Source organism: Burkholderia sp. LFS061 (assembly GCF_047978125.1).
GTDB classification, from domain to species: domain Bacteria; phylum Pseudomonadota; class Gammaproteobacteria; order Burkholderiales; family Burkholderiaceae; genus Burkholderia; species Burkholderia pyrrocinia_C.
This window is the reverse complement of sequence record NZ_JBFPFS010000005.1, coordinates 182,353-200,513: the sequence shown is the minus strand read 5'-3', so window position 1 is coordinate 200,513 and position 18,161 is coordinate 182,353. Positions and strand designations below refer to the sequence as shown.

17 protein-coding genes and 2 pseudogenes are annotated in these 18,161 nt (G+C 62.1%); 9 read left to right on the top strand and 10 right to left on the bottom strand.

All coding sequences use genetic code 11. From position 1 onward, the window contains the following. Window positions 1–52: 52 nt before the first annotated feature. Window positions 53–326 (top strand): annotated as a pseudogene (locus ACNQQL_RS06605) (twin-arginine translocation pathway signal); the annotation flags it as partial. A 163-nt stretch (window positions 327–489) separates the two neighbouring features. Further along, window positions 490–636 (top strand): DUF3096 domain-containing protein, encoded by a 147-nt coding sequence (locus ACNQQL_RS06600; protein ID WP_072439647.1) that lies wholly within the window; start codon window positions 490–492, stop codon window positions 634–636. A gap of 201 nt (window positions 637–837) precedes the next feature. On the opposite strand, the gene ACNQQL_RS06595 is transcribed toward ACNQQL_RS06600, so the two are convergent. Beyond that, window positions 838–1,017, bottom strand: coding sequence for a hypothetical protein (locus ACNQQL_RS06595; protein ID WP_072439650.1), 180 nt, complete (start codon window positions 1,015–1,017; stop codon window positions 838–840). A gap of 494 nt (window positions 1,018–1,511) precedes the next feature. On the opposite strand from ACNQQL_RS06595, the gene ACNQQL_RS06590 reads away from it, so the two are divergent. Further along, window positions 1,512–1,670: a DUF3309 family protein gene (locus ACNQQL_RS06590; RefSeq protein WP_089448652.1), complete on the top strand. Its 159-nt coding sequence runs from the start codon at window positions 1,512–1,514 to the stop codon at window positions 1,668–1,670. A gap of 126 nt (window positions 1,671–1,796) precedes the next feature. Here the strand turns inward: ACNQQL_RS06590 and ACNQQL_RS06585 are convergent, their stop codons facing one another. The 9 genes from ACNQQL_RS06585 to ACNQQL_RS06545 all read right to left on the bottom strand — a co-directional run bounded on the left by ACNQQL_RS06585 (window position 1,797) and on the right by ACNQQL_RS06545 (window position 13,958). Next, entirely contained in the window at window positions 1,797–3,086 is a 1,290-nt protein-coding gene (locus tag ACNQQL_RS06585; RefSeq protein ID WP_347063623.1) for a cation:proton antiporter, read from the bottom strand. A gap of 171 nt (window positions 3,087–3,257) precedes the next feature. Further along, entirely contained in the window at window positions 3,258–5,333 is a 2,076-nt protein-coding gene (gene tkt / locus ACNQQL_RS06580; protein WP_347063622.1) for a transketolase, read from the bottom strand. 93 nt (window positions 5,334–5,426) lie between these two features. Next, the gene (locus ACNQQL_RS06575; protein WP_072439656.1) at window positions 5,427–6,212 is read right to left on the bottom strand and encodes a PRC-barrel domain-containing protein; all 786 of its coding nucleotides are present in this window, start codon (window positions 6,210–6,212) and stop codon (window positions 5,427–5,429) included. A gap of 1,294 nt (window positions 6,213–7,506) precedes the next feature. Continuing rightward, window positions 7,507–8,226 (bottom strand): Crp/Fnr family transcriptional regulator, encoded by a 720-nt coding sequence (locus ACNQQL_RS06570; RefSeq protein ID WP_072439659.1) that lies wholly within the window; start codon window positions 8,224–8,226, stop codon window positions 7,507–7,509. A gap of 473 nt (window positions 8,227–8,699) precedes the next feature. Continuing rightward, complete coding sequence (locus ACNQQL_RS06565) at window positions 8,700–9,287, bottom strand: YSC84-related protein (protein ID WP_072439854.1); 588 nt, start codon at window positions 9,285–9,287, stop codon at window positions 8,700–8,702. Window positions 9,288–10,062: 775 nt separating this feature from the next. Beyond that, complete coding sequence (locus ACNQQL_RS06560; RefSeq protein WP_347063621.1) at window positions 10,063–10,614, bottom strand: DUF1003 domain-containing protein; 552 nt, start codon at window positions 10,612–10,614, stop codon at window positions 10,063–10,065. A 176-nt stretch (window positions 10,615–10,790) separates the two neighbouring features. Next, window positions 10,791–11,189 carry a hypothetical protein gene (locus ACNQQL_RS06555; protein ID WP_347063620.1) on the bottom strand — a complete coding sequence of 133 codons (399 nt, stop codon included), beginning with the start codon at window positions 11,187–11,189 and terminating at the stop codon, window positions 10,791–10,793. A 71-nt stretch (window positions 11,190–11,260) separates the two neighbouring features. Next, the gene (locus ACNQQL_RS06550) at window positions 11,261–11,743 is read right to left on the bottom strand and encodes a Spy/CpxP family protein refolding chaperone (RefSeq protein WP_347063619.1); all 483 of its coding nucleotides are present in this window, start codon (window positions 11,741–11,743) and stop codon (window positions 11,261–11,263) included. Window positions 11,744–11,975: 232 nt separating this feature from the next. Continuing rightward, a complete protein-coding gene (locus ACNQQL_RS06545; protein ID WP_347063618.1) occupies window positions 11,976–13,958 on the bottom strand; it encodes an AI-2E family transporter in 1,983 nt (660 codons plus the stop codon). A gap of 665 nt (window positions 13,959–14,623) precedes the next feature. On the opposite strand from ACNQQL_RS06545, the gene ACNQQL_RS06540 reads away from it, so the two are divergent. The 6 genes and pseudogenes from ACNQQL_RS06540 to ACNQQL_RS06515 all read left to right on the top strand — a co-directional run bounded on the left by ACNQQL_RS06540 (window position 14,624) and on the right by ACNQQL_RS06515 (window position 17,684). Beyond that, complete coding sequence (locus ACNQQL_RS06540) at window positions 14,624–14,779, top strand: DUF3309 family protein (protein ID WP_072439665.1); 156 nt, start codon at window positions 14,624–14,626, stop codon at window positions 14,777–14,779. A gap of 99 nt (window positions 14,780–14,878) precedes the next feature. Next, window positions 14,879–15,085 (top strand): annotated as a pseudogene (locus ACNQQL_RS06535) (hypothetical protein); the annotation flags it as partial. Between the two features lie 37 nt (window positions 15,086–15,122). Further along, the gene (locus tag ACNQQL_RS06530; protein WP_072439669.1) at window positions 15,123–15,569 is read left to right on the top strand and encodes a hypothetical protein; all 447 of its coding nucleotides are present in this window, start codon (window positions 15,123–15,125) and stop codon (window positions 15,567–15,569) included. Window positions 15,570–15,867: 298 nt separating this feature from the next. Continuing rightward, window positions 15,868–16,491: a BON domain-containing protein gene (locus ACNQQL_RS06525; RefSeq protein ID WP_347063617.1), complete on the top strand. Its 624-nt coding sequence runs from the start codon at window positions 15,868–15,870 to the stop codon at window positions 16,489–16,491. 406 nt (window positions 16,492–16,897) lie between these two features. Next, window positions 16,898–17,368, top strand: coding sequence for a PRC-barrel domain-containing protein (locus ACNQQL_RS06520; RefSeq protein ID WP_072439860.1), 471 nt, complete (start codon window positions 16,898–16,900; stop codon window positions 17,366–17,368). 142 nt (window positions 17,369–17,510) lie between these two features. Beyond that, on the top strand, window positions 17,511–17,684 hold the full coding sequence (locus ACNQQL_RS06515; RefSeq protein ID WP_072439673.1) for a CsbD family protein: 174 nt from the start codon (window positions 17,511–17,513) through the stop codon (window positions 17,682–17,684). Window positions 17,685–18,161 lie beyond the last annotated feature (477 nt).

Sequence of the window (18,161 nt, the reverse complement as noted above, 5' to 3'; positions counted from 1 at the left end):
GTACGGCATCAGGGTATTCACGAGCCACCCGGGGCGAATCATGGTGTGACGAATATTTCTATGGGATGTACGCCGGGATCGTTCCTGGCTATCGGTCTGACCGGCGACGCATCCGACGCTCGTGGCCACCAGATCGACAAACGTCGCACCATTGATGCAGGCGTCGCATCGACCCTTGCTCGCCTTACACGACAGCCAAAGACTCGTGCGAACTCGCCGGCAAGGCACGCAACGTGCTGGTATTCCCATCAGTCATCGCAGCCGGTTTTTTCGTCGGCGGCCGGTAGGGTGAAGGCTCGCTGCGCGTCGGCGGCAGTACCGTGGGGTAAGACAGCACCACGACCGGTTCGATCGGGCTGACGCACAACGGGTGAATGGCCGGCGTGACGCTCGAAGGCACGAAGGTCACCCGGCTCAGGTCGCTGTAATCAGCGGCGGAGGCCGGGCGGTTTTGTATTCGTGTGTTGTTTTCAATCTTGCGGAGGGCGTATGAACATTCTCACGAGCGCGGGCCCGCTGGTTTCGCTGATTGCCGGCATTCTGATTCTGGTGGTGCCACGTCTGTTGAATTACATCGTTGCGATCTACCTGATCGTCATCGGGTTGCTCGGGCTGTTCGGAGGACATCTCCACTGAACCGGGCCCCTCACGAAAAAGCAGGGTGGCGAACATTGCACGCAGCACCCGCGATCATCGGCCCGTTGACAGGTCGAGTGGCGGGCGGCAACGTGCTGCACAACGTGACGAGCTAGCCCACTGGCCACGCACGGTTCGCGATATGGCGGCTGAACGCCGGCCTGGCCTCGTGGAGGCCGTGAGGCGCGTTGCGCGCGCCGCTTATCTCGCCCGATTGTCGGGACGCGAATAACGCCACTTGCTCGCGTTGGAGTTGATGCCGGCGGCATCGCGGGTGCGCTTTTCGGACCGTTCGATGTCGGCGCGGGCGAGATCTTCCCGCTGCTTTTGCCGGGTAGCCTGATCGCGTTGATCAAGTGTCGTGCCTGAATGATGTTTCATAGATCCTCCTGACTGGAGCGTACTGCGTATCGATATCGACCAATGCCGCGAATGCGTGCCGACACAGAATGGGCGAGCGAAAGGGGGAAGTCGGTACGATGCCGTGCAGTGGCGGTTGGCGTCACTTCAGATCGGCAGGCAGGAGATTCGCGGCGATGTCCGCGAGGGCCCGCGTGCGTCCGGTACGTTGCCGGACAGACTCCACGCCCGCGTCCGTCTAGCTTGATATCGAAAGAGCCGATGCACGTTCCGAACCGGGTGCATCGAGCACGCGTCCTGCATGAAGGAGCAGGACGACTGACGTCCCGGCTACTCCGGCATTCGAGATGCGTAACCGCCAATTTCGACGCGACAGGCGACGAATGGCGCGTGCGCGCGTCGAGGCGTGAGCGCACGGGAGCGTGTCGACGGAAACATCGGTTCGATTGCATTCGGCGGCCATCGGTGCGGACGCATCGCGACATGGCCGGCCGGATTGATTGAGGAGAGACGGCATGTCATTGGGACTTCTTCTACTGATCGTTGTCGTGCTGTTGATGGTCGGGGTGATCCCGACCTGGCGCTACAGCAACGGCTGGGGTTATGGACCAAGCGGATTACTGGGCTTGGTATTGGTCGTGTTGCTCATCCTGATGCTGCTGGGCAGGCTGTGACGCGGGACATCATCGATGCTGCAGGTTCATGGAAAGACGGCCGCCCGGCACCTTGCGTGTCGGGGGGGCATCGCGCCAAACCGTTCGACCGAGGCACGCATCGTGCCACTGCGCCCGCGATGGATCTCACGCATAACGACGCATGAGCGGCGCGGCTGAAATGCCGTGCAGCACGATCGACACGGCGATGATGGCCAGTACCCACGGAACCAGCGGCAACAGTTCCGCGCGCGGTCCTTGCTCGAGCGCGAGCATCAGGTAATACAGGGAACCCACGCCGCGAATGCCGAACCAACTGATCAGCCGGCGCTGGCGGTGCGACGCGCGGGAGCCGATCAGCGCGAGCTGGATGGCTGCCGGCCGGATGACGAACAGCAGTGTCGCGACCACGGCCGCGCCCGTCCAGGTGAGCATATCGGCCCAATAGCGGGAGACGAGCGCGCCGATCAGCAGGATCAGCACGGCTTCGGCGATGTGTTCCAGCTCGGCCGTGAATCCCATGACCGATTCCGCGACGAACGCATGGGCTTTGTCGGGATCGGTGGCGGTGGCCTCGACATCCTCGCTGTCCACGACGCCGACCGTCTCCTTCGGCGTCTTCCGGCCGCTCGTTCGATGTTCGACGCGCCGCATCGCGACGCCCGCGGCGAATACGGCCAGGAACCCGTAGCCATGAATGGCGAGCGTCACGCCGTACGACAGCATGATCAGACCCAGCGCGAAGAACCCTTCGAAGCCGAGGGCCTGTCCGTGATGACTGCGCAGGAATGCGACGAGCCGGGCTGTGACGAAGCCGAACAGCCAGCCGGTGCCCACGCCGGATGCGATGCCCCATGCAATGCCGCCGACCATGCTCCAGTGAAGCTCCGACGTCGTGCCGGAGCCGCACAAAAGCAGGCCGAGCACCGCGCACGGGTAGGCCGTGCCGTCATTGATCCCCCCTTCGCCGGACAACGAAAAACGCACCAGCTCGACATCGCCCGCGTCGCGCACGCCGACGTCATGAGCAAGTACCGGGTCCGTCGGCGCGATCATCGCGCCCAACAGTACCGCGACGCCGAGACTCAAATGCAACACCAGCACGCCGAGCACGGCGATCGACGCGACGGTGAAGATCATCGCGACGACGCCGAGCCGCAGCGGCAGCATCCAGCGGGGATCGGCGGGCGGGACACGCAGCTTCAGGCCGATCGCGAACAGCGAGATCAGCAAGCCGATTTCGGCGGCGATGCGCAAGTGCGTGACGTCATCCGGCGATGTCATCGACAGGAAACCGGTACCGGCCGGTCCGATCAGAAAGCCGATCCCGAGATACACCATGGCCGCGCTCAGCGGCAGGCGCTTGAGCGACGATCCGATGAGTCCCATGAAAATCAGCAGGGCTCCGAAGATGAGGCATCCGATGGTTTCGGTCACGTTGTATCCCTTGCATGGATAACGTCGCGCTCGCCGCGTGTCGAGCGCAGGTCGCCATGTGGCGTCGACACGCCCCCGCATTCATCGCCTAGTATCGCGCCGATCGTCCCTGGCAGGGGTGCGTGCCGGCGGCGGCCCGAGCGCCTGATATGCGCACCGGCCGCCCGCGGATCACGCGTGCAGTTTCAGCGCGCGGTCGCAGACGTTCTCGACGGTGAAGCCGAAGTCGCGCATCAGCTCGGCGCCCGGGGACGACGCACCGAAGCATGCGACGCCGAGCATGTCGCCACGATCGCCGACATAGCGGTGCCAGCCCTGCGACACGCCCGCTTCGATCGCCAGCCGCGCACCGACCGACGGCGGCAGCACGGCATCCTGATACGGCTGCGGCTGAGCGTCGAATAATCTCCAGCAGGGCAGCGACACGACCCGAACCGCCACGCCGCGCGCGAGCAGCTCGGCGTGCGCCGCCAGCGCGAGCCCGACTTCCGAGCCCGTCGCGATCAGGATCAGCGTGGGGCGTCCATCGGGGGCATCGGCCAGCACGTAGCCGCCGCGCTGCAAGCCTTCGGCCGGCGCGAACCGGAGGCGATCGATGGTCGGCACGTCCTGGCGAGTCAGGACCAGCGCCGTCGGCCGCTCGCGGGCTTCGAGCGCCACACGCCACGCGACGGCCGTCTCGTTGGCATCCGCCGGTCGAATCACCAGCAGGCCCGGGATTGCGCGCAGGCCGGCGAGCTGCTCTACCGGCTGATGCGTCGCACCGTCCTCGCCGACCGCGAGGCTGTCGTGCGTGAACACATAGATCACCTGCAGGCGCATCAACGCGGCAAGCCGGATCGGCGGACGCATGTAGTCGGAAAAGATCAGGAAGGTCGCGCCGAACGGCAGGATGCCGCCGTGGGTTGCCAGGCCGTTCAGGATCGCGCCCATCGCATGCTCGCGCGCGCCGAAATGCAGATTGCGGCCGCTGCGGCTCCAGCCTCCGCCTTCGGAGCCTTGCCGATCAAGCGCGTTCATGCCGGCGGCCTCGAAATCGCCGAGCCCGGTCAGTGCGGTGAAAGTGGATGGATTCAGATCGGCTGATCCGCCGACCAGCGAAGGTACGCGGGAGGCGAGGGCATTCAGCACCTTGCCGGATGCGACCCGTGTCGCCATGCCTTTCGGATCGGCCGGAAAGACCGGGATATCGCGGTCCCACCTGTCGGGCAGCGTGCCGCGCGCCGTATTCAGCAGCATCTCCGCCAGCTCGGGAAACGCGCGCGCATAGGCTGCGAACCGCGCGTTCCAGTGCTCTTCCCGTACTCGTCCCTCCGTCAGCGCGCGACGAAAATGCGCGAGCGCCGGTGCGGGGATATGAAACGCGGGGTCGGGCGGCCAGCCGAGGTTGTGCTTGGTCAGGCGCACCTCGGCGTCGCCGAGCGGCGATCCGTGTGCCTGGTACGTGTCTTGCCGGTTGGGCGAGCCATAGCCGAGATGCGTGCGCACGAGGATCAACGATGGACGCAACTGCTCGGCACGTGCGTTGACCAGCGCCGCGTCGATGGCGGCCAGGTCGTTGCCGTCGTCGACCGTTTCGGTATGCCAGCCGTAGGCGTCGAACCGTCGCGCGCGATCTTCGGTAAAGGTGATCGCGGTGCCGGCGGACAGCGTGACCCGATTGTCGTCGTACAGGCAGATCAGCTTGCCGAGCTGGAGATGGCCGGCAAGCGATGCCGCCTCCGCCGCGACGCCTTCCATCAGGTCGCCATCGCTGACGAGTGCATAGGTGTGGTGATCCACGATCTCGAAGCCGGGACGGTTGTAGCGCGCGGCGAGTTGCGCTTCCGCTATCGCCATGCCGACGGCGTTGGCGAAGCCCTGGCCGAGCGGGCCGGTCGTCGTCTCGACACCCGGCGTGAGGCCGCGGTCCGGATGACCGGGCGTGAGGCTGCCCGATTGTCGGAAGCGCTCGATCTGGTCGAGTGCCAGATCGTAGCCAGTCAGGTGAAGCAGGCTGTACAACAGCATCGAACCATGTCCGGCCGACAGGATGAAGCGATCGCGATCGAGCCATGCCGGATTGGCGGGGTGATGCTTGAGATGGCGCGTCCATAACGCATAGGCCATCGGCGCGGCGCCGAGCGGCAAGCCCGGATGGCCGCTCGCCGCTTTCTGCACGGCATCGATCGACAGGAAGCGCAGCGTATTGACACAGAGCGCATCGAGTGTCGAATCTTCGGTCGACGGGAAACAGGTTGAGGTCATGCGGATGCTCCTTGGCGTCCGGTCACGCCATATCCCGCACGGGATCGGGTTGCGTTGGCTGCCGATTGCGCGGGGCTGCGTTATCGGTTTCCGTTATCGGTCTCCGTTCCAATATCCGTGCTTGCCGTAGAACTCATGCAACTCGATTTCGTAGCTTCGATGAACGAGCTGCGAGTCGTCGTATAGAGGGCTCCGGCGGATTGCATCGCGCGCGAGCGTGGTCGATACCGTTTTCGTCGACCAGTCCACCTGGTCGAGCCAGTGAGTCGCGATCAGCACTTCCTTGCCGGTCGACCACCAGCTCGACGTGTCGATCGCCAGATAGCGGATCACCCACGCTTCATCGTCGTAAATGAAGTCGGACACGTGACCGATATGCCCGTCCGTGGCTTCGAGCCGATATCCGTCGACCTCGCCGGTACTGCGCAGATGTGTATCCGCCGGTGCGCTGGCCGGCGCGGTGTGCGAGAAAAGCGGGTCGCCTGCTTCAGGGTCCTGCGACGGCCCCGCGGGATCGAAAGCCGGGTACGCGCCCATCCCCCAAAGGTTCGGGCCGCCCCAGTAAGTCGGGTAGTTGTAGTACCGCAGGTACTCGATCTCGTGCTGGCGCGATACCGGCTTGTGCGTGTCCAGATTCGGGCTGTCCCTCACCTGCTGTTGCGTGAGGCTGACGTATAGCGTGCGCGTTTCGGGATCGGCATGCGTGACGGAATACGGCGAGATCAGTACCTGCCTGTCGTGCAGCCAGTCCCCCGTCTCGACGACGAGGTAACGGATGCACCAGTTGTCGTCGTCGAAGTAAGCCTGATGGATGCGCCCGATATCGCCGTCCTTCGCTCGAACCGTGTCTCCATGCAACCTTCGGATGCTTCGCAACATGATGTCCTCGCCAGATCCATGCCCGGCACGTCGGTGATTCTGCTGACATGCCTGCCGTGCGGTGGCATCCAGCCGTTCGTCCGCCGATGCGGAACGATTCCTGCCGATCGCGTCCCCTCGGACGGCCGGCATGTTTGAGACGCTACACGCGACGAACGGCCGATGCGGTACGAAACCGTACAAAGCGCGCAAGGGGGCGATCGGGCGGCCCCCCTCCCGGCATGTCGCGAGACATCCTCCCGAGCATCGTCATCAGGATCGCGAAGCAGTGTGGACCGCCCCTGTCGACGGGCTGCCGGGTACACGGGGCGGCCGGATTCGGTTCGCGCCTCAATGCAGTCGCAGTGGTATGAACAGCGACAGGCCCGGCACCGGTGCCGGCGCGTACACCATCGGAGGCGCGCCATAGGCATCCTCCTCGCCACAGCAATAGCCGTTGCTTCCATACCGGTAATGGTCGTAGTGGCGACCGCCCTGATGCGTCATGCGCGCGGGATTGCCCTGGTCCCGACCTTGATTTCGACGTCATCGGCGTGCTCGTCGCGCGATGTCCGGCGTTTTGCGGCGAATCACGCTCGTGCCCGGCGGGATGTCCGAATCGGGTCTATGCTGGTCGTGACCGACGGCCTTATACGCTGGCGTGCCGTACACACGCCGGACAGTCGAATCCGGGCCAGTCCGGTCTGATCTTCAGCTCCATGGAGGCGGTTATGCGCAGCAGGTATCGGGAGCAGCATACGAACGGCGGCAAGAGCGAGCGCAATGTCGACGACGCGGTGGAGGGGACGTTCCCCGCCAGCGATCCGCCGTCGATCGGCGGTGTCACCAGGATGATTTCCAGACCGGCCCACCGAAAGCATCACCGGAGGTCGTCGCACATCAAGCACCGTTAGCGCAGGTTGCGCGGCGCGGGTCAGTGCCCTGAGTGACCGCGATCCATCGAGTCGTCGCCGGTATTCGGCGATATCGCTGAACGCCGGGGTATCGATCGGAGCGAAGGCAAGACGATATTTCCGACGTGCCCAGGTATGGAACCGCACCGATTTCCAATGCCGGGCGCGCAGCGTTTTATCGTGCGCCGAGGACCGTTTTCGATGTCGAGACCGTGCACGAGATGGATATTCCCGGATCTTGTCCAAGGAGAAATTCGTCCCCGTTGACGGCTCGTTCTTTGTAGGCCCGACTACCTGTCAGATCGAGTGCCGGCCAATACATGTCGATCCGCCGCTTGCACGCCTTCGCAGGCGTCAAGGGCATCTGCGGCAAAGGCCGGTACGATGCGGCGCGGTAGCGGCTAGAGTCGCTTCAGATCGGGAAGCAGGCGATCGAATTCACGTTTGACCACGCTGTAGCATTCGCACACGCGTTTTTCGAGCCCCGGCCGATCCAGCACCTCGATATGGCCGTAGTTGTAGCGGATGAGGCCCGCGTCCTGCAGCTTTAATGCCGCTTCCGTCACGCCCGATCGGCGCACGCCCAGCATGTTGGCGATCAGCTCCTGCGTCATGCGCAGCTGGTTCGAAGGCAGGCGGTCGAGGCTGAGCAGCAGCCAGCGGCACAGTTGCTGATCGATCGAGTGATGCCGGTTGCATACCGCGGTCTGAGCCATCTGCGTGATCAGCGCCTGGGTATAGCGCAACAACAGGCGCTGCATTGCGTTGCCGCGCCGGAATTCCTCTTTCAGGATGCTCGCGTCGAGCCGGTAGGCATGCCCCGCGCTTTGCACGACGGCCCGACTCGGTGTCGTCTCGCCGCCCATGAACAGCGATACGCCGATCATGCCTTCATGCCCGACGATCGCGATTTCGGCGGACGAGCCGTCCTCCATCACATAAAGCAGGGAAACGATCGACGTGGTCGGAAAATAGACGTGATGAAGCTGGCCGCCCGACTCGTACAGCACTTTTCCCAGCGGCATTTCGACGAGCGTCAGGTGCGCAGCGACGTGCGCGCGTTCGTTTTCCGGCAGCGCGGCAAGCAGGTGATTTTCGGTAAGGGGCGGGTTGTCCTGCATGCATGGCTCCTACGCTTGCGCTCGGCTGACGATGGAGAATTCGGCCGATGTGGGCGCAGCGGGAATCGGCGGAATGGGCAACCATCATACCTTACCGATCCGACGACCGGACGGAAGGGGGGCGGCAATATGTCCCTTTTTCCCAATGACTTCGGAATGACCGTTCGAATGCGAATCATCCTTCAAAAATTATAGTGCCGGCACATGTCTCATCAAGGTGTGCGCAATCGCGCGCGCTCGATACGGAGCCGATATTTCACGGCGCTATTGACGGGAAATCGAGGTGGCCAGGCCTGCGCGGCGTCGACCACTGAATGATGCGAAGCGATGATTCGTGTGCGTTCGGTACGTTGGCGGACAAGCGCCGGGCACGGGCACGCCGACGTGCGGATCAGGCGAGTTTAGTTCAGATCCGCCACCGCGCCGTCGGATCGCCGCGTTGGCCGACTTGCTCGCCCGGCCGGCTTCGAGCACTACAGCGTCGTCAGCTTCGTGATCTTCGTTCCTTCAAGCGTCACACCCGCCATCAACCCGCTGTTCGTCAGCACGAACGCTTCGATCGGCGCGGTCGCGGTGCTGGTGTCGACATTGCCGTTCGCGCCCACTTTCAGTACTGCCACCGATGCATCGCCGCCCACCGACCAGCCTTCGCTGCTACGGAACCGGTCAAGCGCGTCCTGGGTCATGAACAGGAAAATGATGGCTTTCGATTGCGCGCCGATCTGCAGCCCGATCGAGCCGGTCGTGGTGCTGTAGTACCCGACCGTGTTGCCGGCAACGCGCAGCGAGCCTTCGCCGTATTGGCCGCCAATCCAGAAGCCGGCCGCGATGACCGACGGGAACACCAGCACGCCGCGCGCCTTGCCGACGAGTTCACGCGAGCCGTTGGCGCTGGAGTAAAGACGCGCGAGGGTCGAGTCGACACCTGCGTCGATAGTGTGGCGCTTGTCGATCTGGTGGCCGCTGGCATCGGATGTTCCGGTCATCGTGCAACCTGAAACCGCGAGGGAAATGGCAAGGATGGAGCCAGGCGTCCCCCACAGAAATGTTCTTCGCAGCATCATCGTCTCCTGGTTGTTCGTGGAGCTTTCGAAGCTACGCCAGGCCGGCCGTGGACGCGGTACGACAGCGTACAAAGACGCGACATCATCCTCGGCCCGTGTCTCGTTCAGCTTCGCTGCACGTGCGTCTTGTATGGGTTGCGGACTCAACCCGTCGATGCCGCGCAGCCGGTCCGACAACGTATGCAAAATCAAATTGCAGAGATTCACGATGGCGACCAGGATCCTGCACCTGTCCGCTTCGACAACCGTCTTTCACCGTACAGACACGCAATCTCGTTGAAACGAGCATGTCTCCTGCAACCATCCAGTTGTGCGTGATCTTTTCACGAACATCGATGTGGTTTACATCAGTGGTGAATGATTCCGTCATTCGTCTCCGGTCGATCGAACGAAGCACCGCACTCGAATGCGACTGGCAAGGAGAGCAACATGCGTGCGTCTATTTATGTCTGTCTTGCGGCTATTGCGACCGTGCTTGCCGGATGCCTTTGGGTGCCCGGCGATGGCTATCGTGGTGATCGAAACGGGGGGTATGGCGGTGCGTATGGCGGTGGTCACGAAAGCGGATGGAATCGAGGCGACACGTCCCGCGATCACATGAATCGTTCCTGGCATCCCGATGACCAGGGGGCGCATAGGCCGGGGCAACGGGAAGGATGGTAAGTCGGCCGCGGTCATCACATGAAAATGGCCGGTCAGCGTCCTTCCGGCACGCGTCATCGTGATTCGATCGCGTCGTTTCGCGAAGCTGGCGACCCTGATGCCCCGTCGCTTACGTCCTGCCAGACTCGAGCAGGTTCTTCAGCGCCGCCATCTGTTCCTTCTGCATGTTCAGCAATTCATTCCATTGCTCCTCGCGCAACCCGTCCAGCTTTTCATGGAGCAACATGATCTCGAGTTCGGCCTTCAGATTGATTTCGTAGTCGTGCTCGGCAGAGACCCGATCCTTGTATGACTGCCGGTTCTGCGCCATCAGGATAATGGGTGCCTGGATAGCTGCCAGCATCGAGAGAAACAGGTTGAGCAAGATATACGGGTAAGGATCAAAGGCTTTGCTGTACGTTGCCAGAATCAGCGAATTCAGGCTGACCCAGACGACCATGATGACAATGAAGCACGTGATGAATATCCACGACCCGCCGAAGGCGGCAACGGCATCTGCTGCGCGCTGGCCGCGCGTCGCCGTTGCATCCAGCTCTTTCGTGGCGTCTCTCGCTATGTGCTTTCGTTCCGAGACGAGACGTGCAACCTTCTTCGTGCGCTCGTCCAATGATTCATAGGGTATGCCAAAGAATTTTTCGGCAAGCTCCGCAGGTTTATGCATGCTGCCCTCCGCGCGCGGTCGCACAATCAGAACAGAATAGAACCTCGGTAAGGTCATGAAAAAAGCTGGTTGCGCAACAATCGCGAAGCAACGAAACCGAAACAGCCCGAACAGCGGCCTCTCCCGGTTTCGTTGCCATCCAACCCAGCGGACAAAGCCCCGTGCGATCTCGCACCCTATCGGAACTGAAGCGGTATGAACAGGTTGATGCCTGGCGTCGACTGAGGGGCATAGACCACGGGTGGTGGCGCATACACATAGTCCTGATTGTCGTAGTAGTCGCCGCGACGGTAGTCATTGCCCGGATGTCGATAAGCCTGCCGATTGCCGTGATTCCACTGATGCCTGTGGTTCTGCAGATAGCCGTTACCCATGTGATGTTGCTGTGGATAGCTTTCATAAGGCCGATAGCCATCGTTCGCGCCATGCTGCTGTTGGCTCTCGTAATTGCCGTAGTCTGCGCCGAAAGCCGGCGCCATGGACATGCCGCCGATAGCCAAGGCCAAGCTGACCATCGTCGTGATGCTGGTCATTATCGAGCCTATGAACGCGTCGCGTACTTCTGGGGTTTTCATGATGTTCTCCTGTCCGAGATCCGGGACCTGCGTGCGGCACCGGTCTGCTTTCTGCCTCGGGTGTCTCGAGATCACCCCTTCTTTGCGGAGTGGTGATGGTCAGTCCGGAAAATCAGATCGGCATTCTTCTTCTGGGCGTCGGACATGCTGTCGTACAGCGTCTGAAACGCTGGAGTGAGCTTTCTGATGCCGTCCGCATGAGCGTCGGCGACCTGGCCGTAGGACTTGAGATCATCGACGGCGCTCATGCTGTTTGCATGACTGGTTCGCACCTGTCTGAGCGAGTCCATCGTGGCCGCATTGTCGCGCATGACTTGCGCGACCTTGTGCCAAAGTCCTTCCTGCGCAGCAGTGATCTGAAGCCTGTCGTGAAGGTTGTTGATGCGCGTCTCGATCGGGTCGTGGGTCGCAACGGTCATCGCGCTTGCAGGTGCTTGAGTCTGCGCGGGGGAGGCAGCGCTCGCAGGATTGGCGAGTGCCGTTATCGCGAGAAAAACCGCTATCGCGAGTGCCGGTGCAACTCGCGGTCGGGATGGAGGGGCAATGCGTCTCATGATCGATCTCCAAAGGAATTCGACGGACTCACGAGGGGATTGCCGTCATTGCGGCCGAGTTCGATCGAATGGATCATCTGTGCGCTGACTCCCGATCGACGTCTGTCCGGTGCCGGACGCTTGCGCGCGGGCGTTGCACTACTGAATCGAGGGAGCAGCAAGTGACCCAACTCGAGGACGGTGCCCGTGCTGCAAATGCAAGCACCCGCACGTCCTTGTCGCCGTATGCCCGTTACGCTGAAACGGCGTCGGGCTTCGGCTCAGGGCCGAACGTGCTTGCCGTGCCGGTCGAGACAATGCATGCGTTGACCATGTCCCTGATCGAAGTGGCATAGTGATCGGCGCCGATCGCACTCTGGAGATCTTTGCCCCACTGATCGGTATCGCCTGCCGGCCAGAGGCCGACGACGATCAACGCGTCCGGCAAGCGTTGCCGCACGCGTCGCAAAAGGTAACGCAGATGGGACGGGATTCCATTGATGCGTAGATAAAAAATGCACACCGTTGTCACTGCGGTGACGTCCAGACCGTCGATCCGGACGCGCGAGGCCGCGTCATGGTTGACCACCCGGCAATCGAGATCGTGCTTGCCGAGAAGCTGGACGAGAATGGCCGATGCCAGCTCGTCGAGGGGCCCTCGGCCTGCTATGCAAAGGACCTGATTGTCAGCACGCCGAACCGGGGGTGTTTCGATGCTGGGCGAAGAAGCATTCGAAGCCGATTGGCTCGATGCTTTTTGTCCGGCAGCACGCGGAGCCAGTGCGCCCCAGTCGGGCGCTGCTGCGTCGACAGCCGGATCGGTATCCGCGAAGCCATCCAGGCCCTCGATGAGGTCGTTGACCGTGGTCTCGATTCGCGCCAGTTGTGAGGGCGTTACGCCACCGCGCAAGACGTCGTCGGCCGCAAGCTGCAAGCCCTTGAGGACGATTTCATCGTAATACGAGGAGAGCGGCCGGTCGCGAAGCAGTACCCCGGCTTGCTCTACTGCGTCGTCGGGGTCGCCGGCGAGCGCTCGCTGATAAAAGTTTTCGACTGGCGTCAGCGCGGGCTGGTCGCCAAGCAGCACGTCGAGAAATTCGAGCCGCGTAACGTGGCGACCGAGGACCAGCAGGCAAAGTGTCAGCGGAGTGGACAGGATGAGCCCGATCGGCCCCCATATCCAGCTCCAGAAAATCGCAGCGACGACGACCGAAAACGGGGAAAGGCCGGTGCTATGGCCGTATAGGAGTGGCTCGACGGCCTGACCGGCCAGCAGCTCGACGGTCACGAAAAGCACCAGCGACCAGACCGCCATCGACCATTCCGGACTGACGGCTGCGGCGAGCGCGGTAGCCAGAATGGCAGAGATCCAGATTCCGACATAGGGGACAAGGCGCAACAGCGCGGCCAGAATTCCCCACAGCACCGGGCTGGGTACGCCGATGATGAACAACCCGGTCCCGATCACGATGCCCACGCCGGCGTTTACGCCGAGTTGCGAAACGAAATATCGACTGAGGCGCCGCGCGGCTTCGTCCATTGCGTTGGTGGTCCGATGGAGATCTCGCGAACCAAACAACCGGATAGCGCGGTCCCGAAGATCATCGCGCTGCAACAGAATGACGATGGTGACGACAAATACGATGAAAGCCGTCTCGAGCGGACGGACGACGGGAGATAGTATGCGCCGTGCAAGCTGGAATGGTGTCTGGGATGGCTCGCGCACCTCGACGGGAAGCACCGCGGGCTGTTGGACGCCGGACGCGGATGGCGCCGATTCGCGCGTCGCTTGCGGCTGATCCACGATTGCTCGTTGAAGCGCCTGGCCAGCGGCACCCGCCAGCCGGTTCAATTTTTCAATCGTGAATCCATGCACGGCAGAGATCTTGTTGTCGATACTCGCCTGATAGCGCGGGATGCCAACGGCGAGATCCGTGATTTGGGCGGCGATCACTCCCCCAAGGACGACGATCACCGAGAGCGACATCGTCACCGCAAGGAGAACCGAGACCACATGGCCGAGCTTGATGCGGCCAAGAAGATTGGCCAGCGGAGCGACCAGGAAGCTGAGCAGAATCGCGAGCGTGACCGGGATCAGGATCTCGCGCGCAAAATAGAGGGCCGCGACGACCGTGACGCCAACGGCAAGCGTAATCAAACCCTGCACGCCGGGTGTTTCAGGAGGCTCGATGCGCGCCGCTGGTCTCGCGGGGCGCGATTCCTTGAAATCGAACATGACGGCTAATGCCCGCGATATCGTCCATTCTGGTGGGTGCTTCGGACCGGTGCGGATGCGTCCCATGCAAGCCGAAAAACTCGACGTGCCGACCCCATTGGCGATCAGCCGGTCGATTCAGGTACTGCGACGGGCAATCGGCGCGTTGTGTCAGCGATTGCTCTCGTGCATGTCATGCGGCGCGGCGGGAACGATGAAAGTAAAACGGGACGATCCGTATCGAACGCGCTAAAGCAGACACTTCGAGCGTGCGGCCTACGTTGCTCGCCGTCTGGATTGAAGTCGGTACGGTGCCGTACCCGGCTTCGCAAAGTTCCCCTTTTCGTCAGCGCGGCGGCGGCCTGACCTGCGATTCAAATCAAGCTGTGCCAACGACACAGGCATGCCGAGGGCACGCTGACGACGCGAGGAGTCGAGTTCGCTCTGCGGCGCTCCAGATCTCGGGGCGGCAAAACGGATATCTCGATGTCCTCCACCGTACCGACTGCGTGGCTGATCAATGTCAATTTCACTTTGCCGGGCAGGTTTCTCACACACATTGCAGATGTCCAACGACATCAAGTTGAACTGTGCGGCGATACCTCGCGCAAGGCCCGGAAGGTTCCGGGTCCCAAGCGCGGGCGGCGACGGGTTCGTTGAAACACTCAGTCGAAAGGAGAAGGTCCATGTTGGGAACAATACTGATTGTCGTGCTGGTGCTCGTATTGATCGGTGCGATACCGACCTGGCCGCACAGCCGTTCGTGGGGCTATATGCCCAGCGGCTTGCTGGGCGTGGTGCTGATCGTCGTAGTTGTGCTCCTCCTCCTGGGGCGGATATAGGCTCGAGAATCCTGTCAGGAAAGGTCCCTTCGTGGATCATCGTTGCCGTACCGTTGTATCTCGAAACGGGCGACCGGCGCGCATCCGTGAGACCGGGTAGGCGCGCTTCAGTTGCGGGCGATGAACATTGCCCATGAAACGACGAAGGCGCGCGGCGCGACGATCCTGATCCCGAGGTCGAAGGTGGAGAACCTGAATCCGGCGCTCGCGCTTGCGGTTGCCTGGTATGACGCGGCAAGCGCCACCTTGCGCAGATCGCCCGCAATCGATTCCGACGCAAGGCGGCCGGGCAGGTGGTACGGGTAACGAGCATGGCGGACTTATCAGGTCCGCGCAAACTGACATGAGAAAAACCCTCCTCAATATGCTGGCCGCATTCTTCGCAGGCGGAGTCGGGCTTGCCCCCGCGCCGAGCCACGCCTATGCGCTGGACGCGCAGTTCGACTGCAAAACCGACGCGCACGCGTTCATCGTGCGCCTGTTCAATCACGGCTATATCGATCGCGATCCGATGCGGGTCGAACAGAATTCGGTCAACGCGTTCCGGCCTACCCGCAACGCCGCGCTCACGGTGTTTGGCTTCAACGTCTATGCCGTGTTCGCCTATGCGCAGTATGACGCGCTGTTCAGGCCGGGGACCGGCCAACCTCTGCCGGGCTCGATTTACGGCGTCGTCGTCAAGGCGCCGATCGATTCGGTCGAAGCGCATTCTCGGTTAGCGGGCAGCAAGGCCGTCGCGCATCAGGTCATTCCGTTCATCCTCACTGCCGTCGTCTGTGCAAGGCCCTGAGACTGGCCGGCCCGAGCGAGTACGGAGGCCGCTCCGGTTCCGCGTGCCACGCGCGCGAGCAAACCGTCCGGCATCGGACAGACTGAGCCCGTACATCCCGTGCATAACTACCCGACCGGGCCGAGATTGGCGGGCAATGATGCGATTCTGTCGTCAGGAGATTCGCGAAGATTTCGTCGCCCACCAACGGGCCGCGGCATCGTTGCACATCGGATGCCGATTGAACCATACGTTTCGATACCGGGATCGCGCACGTTGTTCAGATCAAGTCGTTCATACGACGCATTGGAGAAAGCGAATGAAAAGAATCTTGTCGAGTCATACGTCGATTCGCACCGCACTGATTGCGATCGGGCTGGTGGCCGGGTTGGGCATCGGCACGACCTGCTTCGCCACAGGCGACAGTTCGATATCCAAAACTGCCAGCAACGTCGGCACCACGATCGATGACACCGCTATCACGGCGAAGGTTAAAGCCAAACTGATGGGTGAAGAGGGTCTCGGAAAATCCGATATCAGCGTCACCACCGCCGACGGCGTGGTCACACTCGACGGGGTGGTAAGCAGCTTGCATGCGAAGTCGGTGGCCGAATCGGCGGCCCGGTCGGTCGACGGGGTTCAGCGTGTCAGTGACAACCTCGAGGTGCCGACGGGTGCTGGCACACCGGTCAAACATGGCGCCGTCGCGAAGACGGAGCGCGCGGTGTCCGATAGCTGGATCACCACCAAGGTGAAATCAAGGATTCTTTCGGACAGCGTCAGCAAGGGCTTCGATGTGAGCGTGATGACGACACACGGCGTGGTGACGCTGAAAGGCTCGTTGGCGAGCCAGCATGCGATCGATCATGTCAGGAATATTGCCCGAAGCGTGAAGGGCGTCAGACATGTGAATACCGGGGAACTCGTTGTCGCGGGGAAATAGGCCTCCGGCGCAAGTTCGCTCTCCATCTTCAATGTCCTGAATCTCCCGCGTGAACGGCGGGCGCGCAACGGATAAGCGGCGAGATGCGATGCCTGTACGACACGTAACCGTCGGCATTATGTGTACCCGACGCCATCACGGCCGCGGCAGCTGGCGAATTCTGATGCCGTCGTCAACGACAGGTCTGCGAACCGGGCGGAGGGCAACGACTGCTCCGGTAGCGCGTGCCGCTGCGGAAAGGCTGCTTGAACGTAACACTCGACTTTGCCCGTGTAGTGGCGGGCATTTGGCGGGCGACGCGAACGGCGGTCATGCGATGCATATCGCGTGACCGGTGTATGTGCCGTCCATCACGGCGAGCCGGCGATCCGCGCCGGCGTCCCGAGAAACGAACCAGGAGGGAATCATGACGATACCAGACCAGACCCATCGGCCATCGACCAGCGATACAGGTGCCTCGATCGTCGGCAGCGGGACCGGCGAGGGACCGGGCCCCAACGTGATGGAGGCCGATACGCTCAAGGGCAATAAGCTCTTCACGTCTGACCGGGTGGACATCGGGAAGATTTCAGAGATCATGCTGGACGTACGCAGCGGTCGGATCGCCTATGCCGTGCTGTCAAGCGGGGGCTTTCTCGGCATTGGCGGCAAACTTTACGCCATCCCGTGGAGTGCGCTGACCCTGGATACGGACGAAAAATGCTTCCGGCTCGACGTTACCGCGGACCACGTAAAAAATGCCCCCGCGTTCGACAAGGACCATTGGCCCTCGATGGCGGATGAGCAGTGGGGGTCGTCGCTTCACCAGTTCTACAATCGGCAGCCGTACTGGCTGGCGACGCGCGACGTTGTCACGAATCGTCCGCCGGAACACTGAAGCGCACTCGCCAAGCCGGGCGAACGATCTGAACAACAGAGGATTTTCATCAAATACCGATCCATCGGTCGGACGGTGTCATCACCTGACGGCAAAAGATCGCTGCGTCATCCACGAACCAGTTACGTATTGGAGCTCTACCATGAACAAGGATCAAGTCAAGGGAACTGCGGAGAAGGTAAAAGGCAAGGTGAATGAAGCCATTGGCCGGGCCACGCACAACACGAAACAGGAAGTCAAAGGCGATCTCCAGCAAGCGGCCGGCCAGGCCCGAAAGAGTCTTGGCGACGCGAAGGAATCTGTCAAAAAAACCTGATTGAACACGGAGGCTTCACGGGGGGGGCCATTCCCCCTCGCACCGTGCTTCATGCAACGGGTTACATCTAACTGGCATGGGGTCGGCGGTGTGCGATCGGACATCGCGACGCGAATCGGAAGAATAAAAATGGAAGCCCTGGCACGGCAACGGCAGCGGGACCAGGCACCCCTCGCGAATGTGCCTCGTCGACGAGCGCCGCATGCTCTATTGACGCAGCCGGCCGGCGGTCACGGCCACTTGGATTCGTATACCTAGCGACGGATGCCCTCAAGCGGAGTTGGCGAATGCATATCGCACGGAACGCATCGGGACCTCACTTCGGCTACTACCGTACAGACATGCGCTGCCGCATGCGAGAACGTGACGGCGTGTCCTTCGCGCACCGGGATTCCCGGATCTCGGTCGCGAGGCGCGCATTCGAACCGATAACTGGCGCGACCGAGCAAGCCTTTGTTGCGGCAGAACGCCGGGTTT